Genomic DNA, 14,616 nt, shown 5'->3' with positions numbered 1-14,616 from the left:
CCATCGCCACCGGCGGCGTCTACCCTCCGTTTGAAAAGGAGTCCCCCCGCCCCCGCCCCCCCCCCCCCCCCCCCCCCCCCCCCCGCCCCCCGGGCCCTTTTCGTGACCTGTGGGACCAGGCGTGCGCAGGTTGCGCCGGGTACAGTGCGGAGATCAGCAGACTTGCACGGTGAGGCCCCAGTGTTGACGCAGACCACGACCAGGGTCCTTGAACCCAGTGATCTCGACGCCGCGCTCGCCATCCTCGGACGCGAGCCGGTCGAGAACGCCTTCGTCACCTCCCGGGTCCAGGTCGCCGGACTCGATCCGTGGCGCCTGGGCGGTGAGATGTGGGGCTGGTACGCCGACGGAGAGCTACGCTCCATGTGCTACGCCGGAGCCAACCTCGTCCCCGTCTGCGCCGGCCCCGACGCCGTACGCGCCTTCGCCGACCGAGCCCGCCGCACCGGCCGCCGCTGCTCCTCCATCGTCGGCCCCGCCGAGCCCACCCGGCTGCTGTGGCAGCTCCTGGAGCCCAGCTGGGGCCCCGCCCGCGACGTCCGCGCCCACCAGCCGCTCATGGTCACCGAGCAGCCGTCCACCGAGATCGCCGCCGACCCCCTGGTCCGCCGGATCCGCAAGGACGAGATGGACCTGATCATGCCCGCCTGCGTGGCCATGTTCACCGAGGAGGTCGGCATCTCGCCGCTCGCCGGGGACGGCGGACTGCTCTACCAGGCCCGCGTCGCCGAGCTCGTCGGCAGCGGCCGCTCCTTCGCCCGCGTCGAGAACGGCAAGGTCGTCTTCAAGGCCGAGATCGGCGCCGCCACCGCGGCCGCCTGCCAGATCCAGGGCGTGTGGGTGGCCCCCGAGTTCCGCGGCCGCGGGCACTCCGAGACCGGAATGGCCGCCGTGGTCGAGTACGCGCTGAGGGACGTGGCCCCCGTGGTCAGCCTCTACGTCAACGACTTCAACACCGCCGCCCGCGCCGCCTACTCCAGGGTGGGCTTCCGCGAGGTGGGCGCGTTCATGAGCGTGCTGTTCTGATCCGGGGGTCCGATCCGGGGGCGTTGAGGTTCCGGGGTGGTGTGGTCCTGCTCTGTGGTGGCGGGCCGGTGTGGTCCCGGTCTGTGCTGGCGGGCCGGTGTGGTCCCGGCTTGTTCAGGTTCCGGGCCGGTGTGGTCCCGGTCTGTGGTCCCGGGCTGGTGCGGTCCCCGGCTGGTGCGGTCCCGGGCTGTTCCGACCTACGGAGAGAGGCGGCCGGTTTCGTCCGGGAAGCCGTACCGGAGCGGCCCTACCCCGAAGTAAGGTCGCCGCATGCTGCCTACTTCCCCGGGCGACGACGCCGTACGGCCCGCCGGACTCCGCATCGGGCACCTCGACCTGGCCGGCCGGGTGGACGAAGCCCTGCGCGTCCAGGCCGTCGCCTTCGGGCTCAGCGAGGAGGAGGTCGGCATCCGGCGCTACATCGTCCAGCGCCACATGACCTGCCCGGGCGCCCGCGCGCTCGGCGCCTTCACCGACGACGGGGCGCTGGCCGGCTTCGTCTACGGCATGCCCAACGACCGCGGCCACTGGTGGTCCACCATCGTCGAGCCCTACCTGCGGGCCGGCGGCACCGAGCACTGGCTCGACCACTCCTTCGTCATCACCGAGCTGCACGTCCACCCCGGCTTCCAGGGCCGCGGCGTCGGCCGCACCCTCATCACCCGGATCACCGACAGCGCCGCCGAGCCCCGTTCGATCCTCTCCGCCATCGACACCGACAGCCCGGCCCGCGGGCTCTACGCCGCCCTCGGCTACCGGGACCTGGCCCGGAAGGTCCACTTCCCGAGCGCGAGCCTGCCGTACGCGGTCATGGGCGCCCCGCTTCCGCTGCTCAGGCCCCCGCGCGCGGACTGAAAACGGGTTTCCGGGGGCGGCGGGGTTGTCGGTAGCCTCCCGGCATGTCCACTCACCACGTGTCCACTCACCACGTACAGCGCATGTCCCGCCTCATGGCCAAGACCCTCCGTGAGGACCCCGCCGACGCCGAGACCCTCAGCCACCGCCTCCTGGTCCGGGCCGGCTACGTCCGGCGCAGCTCCGCCGGGGTGTGGACCTGGCTGCCGCTCGGCAAGAAGGTCCTGGACAACGTCTCGCGCATCGTCCGCGAGGAGATGGACGCGATCGGCGCGCAGGAGGTGCTGCTGCCGGCGCTGCTGCCGAAGGAGCCGTACGAGGTCAGCGGACGCTGGTCGGAGTACGGGGACCTGCTGTTCCGGCTGAAGGACCGCAAGGGCGCCGACTACCTGCTCGGCCCCACCCACGAGGAGATCTTCACCCTCGTGGTGAAGGACCAGTGCACGTCCTACAAGGACCTGCCGGTCATGCTGTACCAGATCCAGACCAAGTACCGGGACGAGGCCCGGCCCCGGTCCGGCGTACTGCGCGGCCGCGAGTTCCAGATGAAGGACTCGTACTCCTTCGACGTGTCGGACGAGGGGCTCGCCGAGTCCTACCGGCTGCACCGCGAGGCGTACGTGCGCATCTTCGAGCGCCTCGGCCTGGACCACCGGGTCGTGTCGGCCGTGTCGGGCGCGATGGGCGGCTCGGCGTCGGAGGAGTTCCTCGCGCCCGCGGAGGCGGGCGAGGACACCTTCGTGGACTGTCCGAGCTGCGACTACGCCGCGAACACGGAGGCGGTCACCTTCGCGCTGAAGGCGGTGGAGGGTGCGGATGCGGGTGCCGGGCACCCCGCCCTGGAGGAGATCCCGACCCCCGACACCCCCACCATCGAGACCCTGGCCGCGCACCTCGGCGTGCCGGCCTCCGCGACGCTGAAGAACCTGCTGGTCAAGGTGGACGGCGAGATCACCGCCGTCGGCGTGCCGGGAGACCGGGAGGTGGACCTCGGCAAGCTCGGCGAGCACCTGGCCCCGGCGGTGGTGGAGCTGGTGACGGCCGAGGACTTCGCGGACCGTCCCGACCTGGTACGCGGCTACGTGGGCCCGCAGGGCCTGGAGAAGGTCCGCTACCTCGCCGACCCGCGCGTCGCGCCGGGGACGGCGTGGGTGACCGGTGCCAACAAGGCCGACACGCACGCCCGGAACGTGGTCTGCGGCCGGGACTTCGAGGTGGACCGGTACCTGGACGTGGTCGTCGTCGAGCCGGGCGACCCCTGCCCGGCGTGTGGTGCGGGGCTGAAGCTGGACCGGGCCATCGAGATCGGGCACATCTTCCAGCTGGGGCGGAAGTACGCCGACGCCTTCGGGCTGGACGTCCTCGGCAAGGAGGGCAAGCCGGTCCGGGTCACCATGGGCTCCTACGGCATCGGCGTCTCCCGCGCGGTGGCCGCACTGGCCGAGCAGACCGCCGACGAGCGGGGCCTGCGCTGGCCCGCGGCCGTGGCACCGGCCGACGTGCACGTGGTGGCGGCCGGCAAGGCGGTGCCGCTCGCGCTGGCGGAGGAAGCGGCGGCCGCCCTGGCCGCGGCGGGCCGGCGGGTCCTGCTGGACGACCGTCCGGGGCTGTCGCCGGGCGTCAAGCTGACGGACGCGGAGCTGATCGGCGTGCCGTGGATCCTGGTGGCGGGCCGCCGCTCCGCCGAGGGCGTCGTCGAACTCCAGGACCGTGCCGCGGGGACCCGCGAGGAACTGCCGCTGTCGGAGGCACTGGCCCGGGTGTCGTAGGGGGTGGCGGGCCCGTGGGGTCGGGGTTGTGCGCCCGTGGGTGCGTTGCCGGCTCGCTGTGCGGGCCCACTATCTCCCCCTCGACCCCTCGGGGCCGCGCGGTGGTTGCCCACCCGCCTCCCTGTCTGCGGGCCGGTGGGGTGGGGGAGCGGTAGCCCCTGGGGCGGTGTCAGGGACGGTTTGGGGGTTTCCCGGCAGTCCCATCGTCCTTCCGTGCCGGGCCGGTCCCTCAAGGGCGCTCCCTCCGGTCGCGTCACTGCGTGATCGCCTTCGGCGACCCTTGACCGACCGACCCGCCCCGGAAAGACAAAGGACTGCCGGGAAACCCCCAAAGGAACGGTCACGGGGCAGGAGCCGGAGGGGCGGGTCCGTCAGGGACCGGGCAAGGGGCCGGGCGCCGGCCCTCCGGGCATCCGGGCCCGCCCGTGCCCCCGGCGGAGCGCCCGCGCGCAGCAGATCGCTACGCGCTCCTCGGGTTTCGGCGGCTGGCTGTCGTCTGGGGCTGGTACTCGCACTGGAGGGTGATCAGAGGAGTGCGGTGGGCGGTCAGGCGCAGCAGATCGCTACGCGCTCCTCGTTGCTCGGCGGCCGGCGGTCGTCTGGGGCTCATTGCGGCAGAGGGCGGCGAGTCCAGCCTCGCCGGCGATTGGGGCCCGGGCGCGGTAGCGCCGTGTGGTGAGCCGGGCCGGCGCGCAGCGCCGGTTGCGGGGTTCGGGGCGGAGCCCCGGGGGTTTTCCAGCCGCGCCGGCGATTGAGGCTGGGGGTCCCCCCGGACGGAGTCTGGGGGAGGTTGAAGGGCGGGTAGGGGACGGCCCCGCGCAGCGGCAGGCCCCCGGTGGGCTACGCCGGCGGGGGCGGGTCCGGTGGGGGAGTCACGGGCGCGGGAGCAACAGGGGCGGCGCGTTCCAGGAAGCGGAGGAGTTCCACCGGGAAGGGGAGGACCAGGGTGGAGTTCTTCTCCGCTGCCACCGCGATCACCGTCTGGAGGAGGCGGAGCTGGAGGGCCGCCGGCTGGTCCGACATGACGGCGGCGGCTTCGGCCAGTTTGTGCGAGGCCTGGAGTTCGGCGTCCGCGTTGATGACGCGGGCGCGGCGCTCGCGGTCGGCCTCCGCCTGGCGGGCCATCGACCGCTTCATCGTCTCCGGGAGGGAGACGTCCTTGATCTCCACGCGGTCGATCTGGACGCCCCAGCCCATCGCCGGGCTGTCGATCATGAGTTCCAGGCCCTGGTTGAGCTTCTCGCGGTTCGAGAGGAGGTCGTCCAGGTCGCTCTTGCCGATGATCGAGCGCAGCGAGGTCTGCGCCATCTGGGAGACCGCGAAGCGGTAGTCCTCCACCGCGATGATCGCGCTCGCGGGGTCGACCACCTTGAAGTAGACGACGGCGTCCACCCGGACCGTGACGTTGTCCCGGGTGATGCCCTCCTGCGCCGGGACGGGGAGGGTGACGATCTGCAGGTTGACCTTGTGGAGGCGGTCGGCCACCGGGAGGATCATCGTGAAGCCGGGCGGGCGGACGCCCTCGCGCAGGCGGCCGAAGCGGAAGACGATGCCCCGCTCGTACTGCTTCACCACCCGGGCGGCCGCACCCAGGTAGACCGCGACGCCCGTGGCGGCGGCGATTCCCGCTGTCAGCAGTTCCTCGACCATGACGGCCCCCTGCCGGACATGTGCCCTTTGTAGGGTTATGCCCTCACAGCCAGGCCGCGAACTCCAGCAGGAGCTCCGCGTCGCTCCGGCGGCCGGCGGCCAGTGCGCGGACGCCGGACTCCACCGCCCGGAACACCGTCCAGGCCCGCAGGCGCTCCCGGTCCACCTCCAGCGAGTCGGCGAGCTTGTTCACCCGCCGCCGGGCCCCGGCCGCCCCCGCCGAGGCGGCCATCTGGTCCTCCAGCCGGTCCCGGACCAGCCGGGCCAGGTCGTAGGCCCGCTCGCCGACCAGCGGGTCCGGGCCCACCGCCAGCCACGGGGCGCGTTCGGCCGCCAGCACCTTGCCCTGCCGGAAGTTTCCGTGCAGGAGGAGCGCTTCGGGGGGTGCGGACGTGAGGCCGTCGCGGAGGGCGAGGGCCGTGTCCGCGAGCGGTCGCGCTTCCGGCGGGGCCGAGCGCAGCAGCTCGGACTGGGCCGCCGTGCGTTCGGCCACCGTCTCGAAGGGGTGGTCCTGCGGCGGGCCCACCCACAGCCGGCGCAGCGTGCCGCAGGCCTCCAGCAGGGCCTTGGCGTCCGGCAGCGAACGCAGCGACACGTCGGGGTGCAGCCGCTCCAGCAGCAGCGCCCCGTCCTCCTCGTGGTGGCGCGAGTCGAGGACGCGTACGGCTCCGAAGCCGCCCCAGTGGGCGAGTGCGGCCAGCTCCAGGCCGGGAGCGGCGCCCGGCGGGGCCAGTTTCAGGGCGGCCGGGGTGCCGTCGGCGTAGCGGACCAGGAGCACCAGGCTGCTGCGGCCGCCGGGGGCCTGGACGCGCTGCGCCGTGACGTCCCGCCGCTTCAGCGCCTCCTCGGTGAGCTCGGGCAGACGCCCCAGCCACTCCGTGTCCCGCTCGGTCGGCGGCAGCTCGCCGAGCGCCCGTACGAGCCGCTGCGGCGGTTCGAAAGCCATGCGTGCCTGGTCCCTTTCAGCTGGTACGGGCCGCCTGTGCGCGTTCCGTGAGCCCAGGGAAGGCTACGCCGACACCGCGCCAGCGCGCCGCCCGCACGGCCGCCGCGCTCAGCGCGTCAGCCGCCTCGCGGCGCAACTGGCCGTCCGCCGACCGCACCAGGTCGGAGTAGGCGCCCGCCACCCGGTCCTCGATCACGGCGGCCAGCCGCTCGGAGTCGGCCGGGGTGCGCACCGCGAAGGGCAGGGCGTACGCGGCCTCGGCGGGCTGCGGCGCACCGCCCAGCTCCCGCACGGTGCGGGTCAGGCGGTCGCGGCGGGCCAGGTGGCTCCCGTACGCCTCCCGGGCCTCGTTCGCGCGGGCCTGCGCGATGCGCGCGCCGATCACCCCGTACGCGTACGTGGCGGCGTGCTCGGCGGCCAGGGCGGCCTGGGCGGCCGGGAGCGGACCGCGGGCGGGGGAGGGCGAGGGCTTCACGAGGCGGTTCCCGGGGTCGAGGTGAGGAGGTAGGCGTGGACGGCCCCGCAGGCCGCCACCGAGGCGAGCATCCGGGCCAGCTCCCCGGGGGCGCCGGCCAGGGCGACGGTCCGGGCCTCCGAAAGGTCCCGCTCCGCGTCCGCGAGCGCGCTCAGGGCCTCGCCGGGCTGCGCCGGGACCGGCTCCTTGCGCGCCGCCGGAGCACCGGCGGCGGGTGCCGCGGCGCCGGACGCGGACGGGGAGGGCGGCCCCGGGCGGGGCGACGGCTTCCCGGCCGCGGGGGCGGCGGGGGCCAGGGCCGAGGTGTGCGCCGCGACGGCCTCGCGCAGCGGTCCGAGGCGCTCGGCGAGCCCGGGATGGGCCGCCAGGGTGGCGTCGTAACGTTCCAGCAGTTGCCGGCTGTCCCGGACGGCGCCCTCCCGCATCCGCCGGTCGAGTGCGATCCCGCTGTCGGCGCCCGGCTCGCCGCCACTGCCGGCGCATCCGGTCAGCAGCACGGCCCCGGTCGCGCCGGCGGCTCCGGCGAGCAGGCTCCTTCGGGAGGGCGAGGGCCTCGAAGACGTGGTCAAGGGCACGGCGGCCTCCTCGGGGGTGGTTGCGGGGCAGGGTGTGATCACGGTACCCGGGGGCCCCGTCCACAGCGCGGACGGCAACACCCTCCGCGACCGGATACCCTTTGACCTGACACGACGGAAAACCACAACAGCACACGCGGCCGAGGAGTCACCCGGATGAGCACCACCCAGAGCGACAGGCTGCGCGGACTGCTGGAGCCACTCGTCGCCGCCAAGGGCCTGGACCTCGAGGACATCGAGCTTTCCAAGGCGGGCAAGCGCCGCATGCTGCGCATCATCGTGGATTCCGATGAGGGTGTCGACCTGGACGAATGCGCCGAGCTGAGCCGTGAGATCTCCGACCGGCTCGACGAGTCCGACGTGATGGGCGAGGACGAGTACAACCTCGAAGTCAGCTCCCCGGGCGCGGACCGCCCGCTCAGCGAGCACCGTCACTACGTTCGGGCGACCGGCCGCCTCGTGAAGTTCCAGTTGGCCGAGGGCGGGGAACTGATCGCCCGCATCCTCGGTGTCGACGACGAGGGCATGGACCTCGAAGTGCCGGGTGTGAAGGGCCGCAAGGCGACCGCCCGTCGTATCGCTTTCACCGACGTCGCCAAGGCGCGCGTCGAGATCGAGTTCAGCCGCAAGGACAAGAAGGAAGAGGAGGCGTAGCCGTGGACATCGACATGAGTGCCCTGCGGGGTCTGGTCCGGGAGAAGGAGATCTCCTTCGACCTGCTCGTCGAGGCGATCGAGTCGGCCCTCCTCATCGCGTACCACCGCACCGAGGGCAGCTTCCGGCGCGCCCGTGTCGTGCTCGACCGCACCAACGGTCACGTGGTCGTGTGGGCGACCGAGGACCCGAGGGACCTCGAAGAGGGACAGGAGCCCAAGGAGTTCGACGACACGCCGTCGGACTTCGGGCGGATCGCCGCGACGACCGCCAAGCAGGTGATCCTCCAGCGTCTGCGCGACGCCGAGGACGACCTGACCTTCGGCGAGTTCGCCGGCCGCGAGGGCGACGTCATCACCGGCGTCGTCCAGCAGGGCAAGGACCCCAAGAACGTCCTCGTCGACATCGGCAAGCTGGAGGCCATCCTGCCGGTGCAGGAGCAGGTCCCCGGCGAGGAGTACACGCACGGCCTCCGTCTGAAGACGTACGTCGTACGGGTGGCGAAGGGTGTCCGCGGTCCGTCCGTGACCCTGTCGCGCACCCACCCCAACCTGGTGAAGAAGCTCTTCGCGCTGGAGGTCCCGGAGATCGCCGACGGCAGCGTCGAGATCTCCGCGATCGCCCGCGAGGCCGGTCACCGCACCAAGATCGCCGTCCGGTCCACCCGCTCGGGCCTCAACCCGAAGGGCGCCTGCATCGGCCCGATGGGCGCCCGTGTGCGCAACGTGATGGCCGAGCTGCACGGCGAGAAGATCGACATCGTCGACTGGTCGGACGACCCGGCGGAGATGGTGGCGAACGCGCTGTCACCCGCCCGGGTGAGCAAGGTCGAGGTCGTGGACTGGGACACCCGGTCCGCGCGGGTGACCGTGCCCGACTACCAGCTGTCGCTGGCGATCGGCAAGGAGGGGCAGAACGCCCGCCTCGCCGCCCGTCTCACCGGCTGGCGCATCGACATCCGGCCCGACACCGAGGCGCCCGCCGACGCGGACGCCGGTGCCTGACCGGGAATAAACCGCTACCGGCCGGGGGTTCCCGGCCGGTAGACAGGTACTCCGGCACCGCCGGAGCACCTCGGAAACCACAACGACATCCGTTCGATTTTTCACCTGAAGGGGTGAGGTCGGTACGGGGAGGTAGACTTAGGCGTGTCTGGCCGGACGCAAGCCCGCGCATGCCCCGAACGCACCTGTGTGGGGTGCCGGGAGCGAGCGGCCAAGAGCGATCTGCTGCGGATCGTGGCGATCGGGGACGAATGCGTTCCCGATCCTCGCGGTACGCTGCCCGGCCGGGGTGCCTACGTGCACCCCGCCGCGGTCTGCCTCGACCAGGCGGTCCGCCGCCGGGCGTTCCCCCGGGCCCTCAGGTCCGCCGGAGCGCTCGACACGGAGGGACTGCGCAAAGCCCTGGCCGCACCGGCCGAGGCGACACCGTAAGAAGAAGCACGGCACGGACACCCCGTGCGGTCAGGTACCTCGCGAGTTGGAAGTAGGTCGAGATTGCGATGAGCACTCGATGAGTACGCGATGAGTACGCCCATGAAGTAGCGACGGTCCGGCGTAACCCGGACCTAAAAGGAGCGAAGTGGCTAAGGTCCGGGTATACGAACTCGCCAAGGAGTTCGGGGTTGAGAGCAAGGTCGTCATGGCCAAGCTCCAAGAACTCGGTGAATTCGTCCGTTCGGCGTCCTCGACGATCGAGGCGCCGGTTGTACGCAAGTTGACTGACGCACTGCAGGGGCCCGGCGGCAACGCCGGCAAGTCCGCTGCGAAGCCCGGCGCGCCCCGCAAGGCCGCGCCCGCCAAGCCCGCGGCGCCCTCCCCGGCGACCGCGGCACGTCCTGCTGCCCCCAAGCCCGGCGTGCCGGCGGCCCCCAAGCCCGCCGCAGCCGAGGCCCCCGCGGTCAGCGCCCCGGTGACTCCGGCCACTCCCGGCCCGCGTCCCGGTCCCAAGGCTCCCGCCCCGAAGCCCGCTCCGGCGGCCCCCGTGGCGACCGAGTTCTCCGCGCCCCCGGCGGCTCCCGCCGCTCCGGCGCGTCCCGCCGCGTCCCCCGGCCCGCGTCCGGCGCAGCAGCGCCCGGCCGCCCCGGGTCAGGGTGCCCGTCCCGGCGCCCCGCGCCCGGCCGGCGCCACCCCCGGCGCCCAGGGTCAGCGTCCTGCCGGTGGCCCCGGCGGCTCCCAGGCCCCGCGTCCCGGCGGCGCCCGTCCGGCCGGTCCCCGTCCGGGCAACAACCCCTTCACCTCCGGCGGCTCGACCGGCATGGCGCGCCCGCAGGCGCCCCGTCCGGCCGGCGCTCCGCGTCCCGGTGCCCCCGGCGCCGGCGGCCAGGGTGCTCCGCGTCCGCAGGCCGGTCCCGGCGGCGCCCCGCGTCCGCAGGGCCCCGGCGGCGCCCGTCCCACCCCGGGCGGCATGCCCCGCCCGCAGGGCGGCGCTCCGCGTCCGGGCCCGGGCGGCAACCGTCCGAACCCGGGCATGATGCCGCAGCGTCCCGCTGCCGGCGGTCCCGGCCCGCGTCCCGGCGGCGGCCCCGGCCGTCCCGGTGCGGGTGGCCCGCGTCCCGGTGGCGCCGGTCGTCCCGGCGGCGGCTTCGCCGGCCGTCCGGCCGGTCCGGGCTCGCGCCCGGCGGGCGGCGGCTTCGGCGGCCCGCGTCCGGGTGGCGGCGGCTTCGGCGGCGGCCCGGCCGGTGCCGGTGGCGGCGGTCGTCCCGGCTTCGGTGGCCGTCCCGGCGGTCCCGGTGCCCGTGGCGGCACGCAGGGTGCCTTCGGCCGTCCCGGCGGGCCCGCCCGTCGCGGTCGCAAGTCCAAGCGCCAGCGTCGCCAGGAGTACGAGGCCATGCAGGCCCCGTCCGTGGGCGGCGTGATGCTGCCCCGCGGCAACGGCGAGACCGTTCGCCTGTCGCGCGGTGCCTCCCTCACCGACTTCGCGGAGAAGATCAACGCCAACCCGGCGTCGCTCGTCGCCGTGATGATGAACCTCGGCGAGATGGTCACGGCCACGCAGTCCGTCTCCGACGAGACCCTGCAGCTCCTCGCCGACGAGATGAACTACACCGTTCAGATCGTCAGCCCGGAGGAAGAGGACCGCGAGCTCCTCGAGGGCTTCGACATCGAGTTCGGCGAGGACGAGGGCGGCGAGGAATTCCTCATGCCGCGTCCGCCGGTCGTCACCGTCATGGGTCACGTCGACCACGGTAAGACCCGCCTGCTCGACGCCATCCGCAAGACGAACGTCGTCGCGGGCGAGGCCGGTGGCATCACCCAGGGCATCGGTGCCTACCAGGTGGGCACCGAGGTCAACGGTGAAGACCGCAAGATCACCTTCATCGACACCCCCGGTCACGAGGCGTTCACCGCCATGCGTGCCCGTGGTGCCAAGTCGACCGACATCGCGATCCTCGTGGTCGCGGCCAACGACGGCGTCATGCCGCAGACGATCGAGGCGCTCAACCACGCCAAGGCCGCCGGCGTCCCGATCGTCGTCGCGGTCAACAAGATCGACGTCGAGGGTGCCGACCCGGTCAAGGTCCGCGGTCAGCTCACCGAGTTCGGTCTGGTCGCCGAGGAGTACGGCGGCGACACGATGTTCGTCGACATCTCCGCCAAGCAGGGTCTGCACATCGACTCCCTGCTGGAGGCCGTCGTCCTCACCGCCGACGCCTCGCTCGACCTGCGCGCCAACCCCGAGCAGGACGCTCAGGGTATTGCGATCGAGTCCCACCTCGACCGCGGCCGCGGTGCCGTCGCCACCGTCCTCGTCCAGCGCGGTACCCTCCGCGTCGGCGACACGATGGTCGTGGGCGACGCCTACGGCCGCGTGCGCGCCATGCTCGACGACAAGGGCAACAACATCGAGGAAGCGGGTCCGTCGACCCCCGTCCTGGTCCTGGGTCTCACCAACGTCCCCGGCGCCGGCGACAACTTCCTCGTCGTCGACGAGGACCGCACCGCCCGTCAGATCGCCGAGAAGCGTGCTGCGCGCGAGCGCAACGCCAACTTCGCCAAGCGCGTCCGTCGCGTGTCCCTCGAGGACCTCGACTCCGTGCTCAAGGCCGGTCTGGTCCAGGAACTCAACCTCATCATCAAGGGCGACTCGTCCGGTGCGGTGGAGGCCCTGGAGTCCTCGCTGCTCCAGCTCGACGTCGGCGAAGAGGTCGACATCCGCGTCCTGCACCGCGGTGTGGGTGCGGTCACCGAGTCCGACATCTCGCTCGCGATGGGCTCCGACGCCATCGTCATCGGCTACAACGTCCGCGCTGTCGGCCGTGCCGCGCAGATGGCGGACCGCGAGGGCGTCGACGTCCGGTACTACTCGGTGATCTACCAGGCCATCGAGGAGATCGAGGCGGCCCTCAAGGGTCTGCTCAAGCCGGAGTACGAAGAGGTCGAGCTCGGCACGGCGGAGATCCGCGAGATCTTCCGCTCGTCCAAGCTGGGCAACATCGCCGGTGTCCTGGTCCGCTCGGGCGAGGTCAAGCGCAACACCAAGGCGCGGCTCCTGCGCGATGGCAAGGTCATCGCCGAGAACCTCACCATCTCCGGTCTGCGCCGCTTCAAGGACGACGTCACCGAGATCCGCGAAGGCTTCGAGGGCGGTATCAACCTCGGCTCCTTCAACGACATCAAGATCGACGACGTCATCGCGACGTACGAGATGCGCGAGAAGCCCCGCGCGTAAGCGCGAGGCGGTTCGTACCGTGTCGTAACCCCGGGGCCGGTCGGCGGAATATCCGTCGATCGGCCCCGGCCGTTGCGTGTACGGTTCTGGTGACCCTGCCGAGCGTCGGCCGGCAGGCCACCTAACCCGCACCGGCGGGATATCCGGAACTGCATGTACGTGGGGACTCTGTCCTTCGACCTGCTCCTCGGCGACGTCCACTCGCTGAAGGAGAAACGCTCCGTCGTCCGGCCCATCGTCGCCGAGCTCCAACGCAAGTTCTCCGTGAGCGCGGCCGAGGTGGGCGACCAGGACCTGCACCGCAGGGCCCGCATAGGGGTCGCCCTGGTGAGCGGGGACGCGGGGTTCGTGTCGGACGTGCTCGACCGCTGTGAGCGGCTGGTCGCGGCGCGTCCGGAAGTGGAACTGCTGTCCGTGAGGCGGCGGTACCACGGTGATGAAGACTGATTGCTTGTCTGCAACAAAGAAGGAGACGGACCAGTGGCCGACAATGCGCGGGCGAAGAAGCTGGCGGACCTCATCCGGGAGGTGGTGGCCGAGAAGCTGCAGCGCGGAGTCAAGGACCCCCGCCTCGGTACGCACGTGACCATCACGGACACCCGGGTCACCGGCGACCTGCGGGAGGCCACGGTCTTCTACACGGTCTACGGCGACGACGAGGACCGGGCCAGCGCGGCAGCGGGCCTGGAGAGCGCCAAGGGCGTACTGCGCTCCGCGGTCGGCCGGGCGGCGGGAACCAAGTTCACGCCCACCCTGACCTTCGTCGCGGACGCCCTCCCGGAGAACGCCCGGACCATCGAGGACCTCCTCGACAAGGCGCGGGCATCCGACGCCCAGGTGCGCGAGGTGTCCTCCGGCGCCAAGTACGCCGGCGACGCCGACCCGTACAAGAAGCCGGGCGACGAGGACGACGAGGACGCAGCCGCGGAATGAGCACCAACGCAGGGAAGACTCCGGACGGCCTGGTCATCGTCGACAAGCCGTCCGGCTTCACTTCGCACGACGTGGTCGCCAAGATGCGGGGGATCGCCAAGACCCGCCGCGTCGGCCACGCCGGCACCCTCGACCCGATGGCGACGGGCGTCCTCGTCCTCGGCGTGGAGAAGGCCACCAAGCTCCTCGGCCACCTCGCGCTGACGGAGAAGGAGTACCTTGGCACCATCCGGCTCGGGCAGGACACCCTCACGGACGACGCCGAGGGCGAGATCACCTCGTCCGCCGACGCCTCCGGGGTGACCCGCGAGGCCGTGGACGCGGGCATCGCCAAGCTGACGGGCGAGATCATGCAGGTCCCGTCCAAGGTCAGCGCCATCAAGATCAAGGGCGTGCGCTCCTACAAGCGCGCCCGCGACGGCGAGGACTTCGAGATCCCGGCCCGCCCGGTCACCATCTCGTCGTTCCAGGTGTACGACATGCGCGAGGCCGAGGCCGAGGACGGCACCAAGGTCGTCGACCTCGTCGTCTCCGTCGTCTGCTCCAGCGGTACGTACATCCGCGCCCTCGCCCGCGACCTGGGCGCCGACCTGGGCGTCGGCGGCCACCTCACGGCGCTGCGGCGCACCCGGGTGGGCCCGTACAAGCTCGACAAGGCGCGCACGCTGGACCAGCTCCAGGAGGAGCTGACCGTCATGCCGATCGGCGAGGCGGCCGCCGCCGCGTTCGCGCGCTGGGACCTGGACGCCCGCCGGGCCTCGCTGCTCGCCAACGGCGTGCGGATCGAGATGCCGGACGAGTACCAGGACGGCCGGACCGTCGCCGTCTACGGCCCCGAGGGCAAGCTGCTCGGGCTCGTGGAGAGCAAGGGCGGCAAGGCGAAGTCCCTCGCGGTCTTCGCCTGAGAGGGGCTTCGTCCCCGCGTCGTCGACGTCGTTGACGTGGGGGGGGGGGGGGGGGGGGGGCTCTCCCCCCCCCCCCCCCCCCCCCCCCCGGGCAGTTTTTTTTCCCCCCGGCGCCCCGCCTCCCCCCCCTCCGAACGCGAGTGGAGTGGGCGGC

General features: G+C 72.7%; 14 protein-coding genes. 10 read left to right on the top strand and 4 right to left on the bottom strand.

What is annotated here, in order from left to right:
• Window positions 1–180 precede the first annotated feature (180 nt).
• The 3 genes from AC07A6_RS33350 to AC07A6_RS33340 all read left to right on the top strand — a co-directional run bounded on the left by AC07A6_RS33350 (window position 181) and on the right by AC07A6_RS33340 (window position 3,650).
• The gene (locus tag AC07A6_RS33350; protein WP_478779613.1) at window positions 181–1,026 is read left to right on the top strand and encodes a GNAT family N-acetyltransferase; all 846 of its coding nucleotides are present in this window, start codon (window positions 181–183) and stop codon (window positions 1,024–1,026) included.
• Window positions 1,027–1,296: 270 nt separating this feature from the next.
• The gene (locus tag AC07A6_RS33345) at window positions 1,297–1,881 is read left to right on the top strand and encodes a GNAT family N-acetyltransferase (protein WP_478779612.1); all 585 of its coding nucleotides are present in this window, start codon (window positions 1,297–1,299) and stop codon (window positions 1,879–1,881) included.
• Between the two features lie 44 nt (window positions 1,882–1,925).
• A complete protein-coding gene (locus AC07A6_RS33340) occupies window positions 1,926–3,650 on the top strand; it encodes a proline--tRNA ligase (protein ID WP_478779611.1) in 1,725 nt (574 codons plus the stop codon).
• Between the two features lie 840 nt (window positions 3,651–4,490).
• Here AC07A6_RS33340 and AC07A6_RS33335 read toward each other — a convergent pair.
• Genes AC07A6_RS33335 through AC07A6_RS33320 form a run of 4 tightly spaced genes read right to left on the bottom strand, consistent with a single transcriptional unit; the run spans window position 4,491 to window position 7,296 of the window.
• Window positions 4,491–5,300: a slipin family protein gene (locus tag AC07A6_RS33335; RefSeq protein WP_362468394.1), complete on the bottom strand. Its 810-nt coding sequence runs from the start codon at window positions 5,298–5,300 to the stop codon at window positions 4,491–4,493.
• 43 nt (window positions 5,301–5,343) lie between these two features.
• Window positions 5,344–6,246, bottom strand: coding sequence for an aminoglycoside phosphotransferase family protein (locus AC07A6_RS33330; protein WP_362468392.1), 903 nt, complete (start codon window positions 6,244–6,246; stop codon window positions 5,344–5,346).
• Window positions 6,247–6,262: 16 nt separating this feature from the next.
• Complete coding sequence (locus AC07A6_RS33325) at window positions 6,263–6,721, bottom strand: ferritin-like domain-containing protein (RefSeq protein WP_478779610.1); 459 nt, start codon at window positions 6,719–6,721, stop codon at window positions 6,263–6,265.
• The gene (locus AC07A6_RS33320) at window positions 6,718–7,296 is read right to left on the bottom strand and encodes a hypothetical protein (RefSeq protein ID WP_478779609.1); all 579 of its coding nucleotides are present in this window, start codon (window positions 7,294–7,296) and stop codon (window positions 6,718–6,720) included. Before AC07A6_RS33320 ends, AC07A6_RS33325 begins: the two co-directional genes overlap by 4 nt.
• Window positions 7,297–7,452: 156 nt before the next feature.
• Here AC07A6_RS33320 and rimP point away from each other — a divergent pair, with 156 nt between their 5' ends.
• The 7 genes from rimP (at window position 7,453) to truB (ending at window position 14,462) form a co-directional block, all read left to right on the top strand.
• Complete coding sequence (gene rimP / locus AC07A6_RS33315) at window positions 7,453–7,950, top strand: ribosome maturation factor RimP (RefSeq protein WP_125817008.1); 498 nt, start codon at window positions 7,453–7,455, stop codon at window positions 7,948–7,950.
• 2 nt (window positions 7,951–7,952) lie between these two features.
• Window positions 7,953–8,954 (top strand): transcription termination factor NusA, encoded by a 1,002-nt coding sequence (nusA, locus tag AC07A6_RS33310; protein ID WP_125817007.1) that lies wholly within the window; start codon window positions 7,953–7,955, stop codon window positions 8,952–8,954.
• 144 nt (window positions 8,955–9,098) lie between these two features.
• Complete coding sequence (locus tag AC07A6_RS33305) at window positions 9,099–9,386, top strand: YlxR family protein (RefSeq protein WP_362468385.1); 288 nt, start codon at window positions 9,099–9,101, stop codon at window positions 9,384–9,386.
• 148 nt (window positions 9,387–9,534) lie between these two features.
• On the top strand, window positions 9,535–12,624 hold the full coding sequence (gene infB / locus AC07A6_RS33300; protein ID WP_362468383.1) for a translation initiation factor IF-2: 3,090 nt from the start codon (window positions 9,535–9,537) through the stop codon (window positions 12,622–12,624).
• A 153-nt stretch (window positions 12,625–12,777) separates the two neighbouring features.
• Window positions 12,778–13,071 carry a DUF503 domain-containing protein gene (locus AC07A6_RS33295; RefSeq protein WP_007266901.1) on the top strand — a complete coding sequence of 98 codons (294 nt, stop codon included), beginning with the start codon at window positions 12,778–12,780 and terminating at the stop codon, window positions 13,069–13,071.
• Window positions 13,072–13,104: 33 nt separating this feature from the next.
• Window positions 13,105–13,557, top strand: coding sequence for a 30S ribosome-binding factor RbfA (gene rbfA, locus AC07A6_RS33290; protein ID WP_362468381.1), 453 nt, complete (start codon window positions 13,105–13,107; stop codon window positions 13,555–13,557).
• Window positions 13,554–14,462, top strand: coding sequence for a tRNA pseudouridine(55) synthase TruB (gene truB / locus AC07A6_RS33285; RefSeq protein WP_362468379.1), 909 nt, complete (start codon window positions 13,554–13,556; stop codon window positions 14,460–14,462). The genes rbfA and truB overlap by 4 nt, the downstream gene beginning before the upstream one ends.
• Window positions 14,463–14,616 lie beyond the last annotated feature (154 nt).

The sequence above is a fragment of the Streptomyces sp. NPDC044002 genome, from assembly GCF_056434525.1.
This window is presented reverse-complemented; position numbering and strand designations above follow the sequence as displayed.

Excerpts from the sequence above, each read along its gene's own strand:
- AC07A6_RS33345 (WP_478779612.1), top strand. The coding sequence starts at position 1,297 with ATGCTGCCTACTTCCCCGGGCGACGACGCCGTACGGCCCGCCGGACTC.
- AC07A6_RS33340 (WP_478779611.1), top strand. The coding sequence starts at position 1,926 with ATGTCCACTCACCACGTGTCCACTCACCACGTACAGCGCATGTCCCGC.
- AC07A6_RS33335 (WP_362468394.1), bottom strand. The coding sequence starts at position 5,300 with ATGGTCGAGGAACTGCTGACAGCGGGAATCGCCGCCGCCACGGGCGTC.
- AC07A6_RS33330 (WP_362468392.1), bottom strand. The coding sequence starts at position 6,246 with ATGGCTTTCGAACCGCCGCAGCGGCTCGTACGGGCGCTCGGCGAGCTG.
- rimP (WP_125817008.1), top strand. The coding sequence starts at position 7,453 with ATGAGCACCACCCAGAGCGACAGGCTGCGCGGACTGCTGGAGCCACTC.
- AC07A6_RS33295 (WP_007266901.1), top strand. The coding sequence starts at position 12,778 with ATGTACGTGGGGACTCTGTCCTTCGACCTGCTCCTCGGCGACGTCCAC.
- truB (WP_362468379.1), top strand. The coding sequence starts at position 13,554 with ATGAGCACCAACGCAGGGAAGACTCCGGACGGCCTGGTCATCGTCGAC.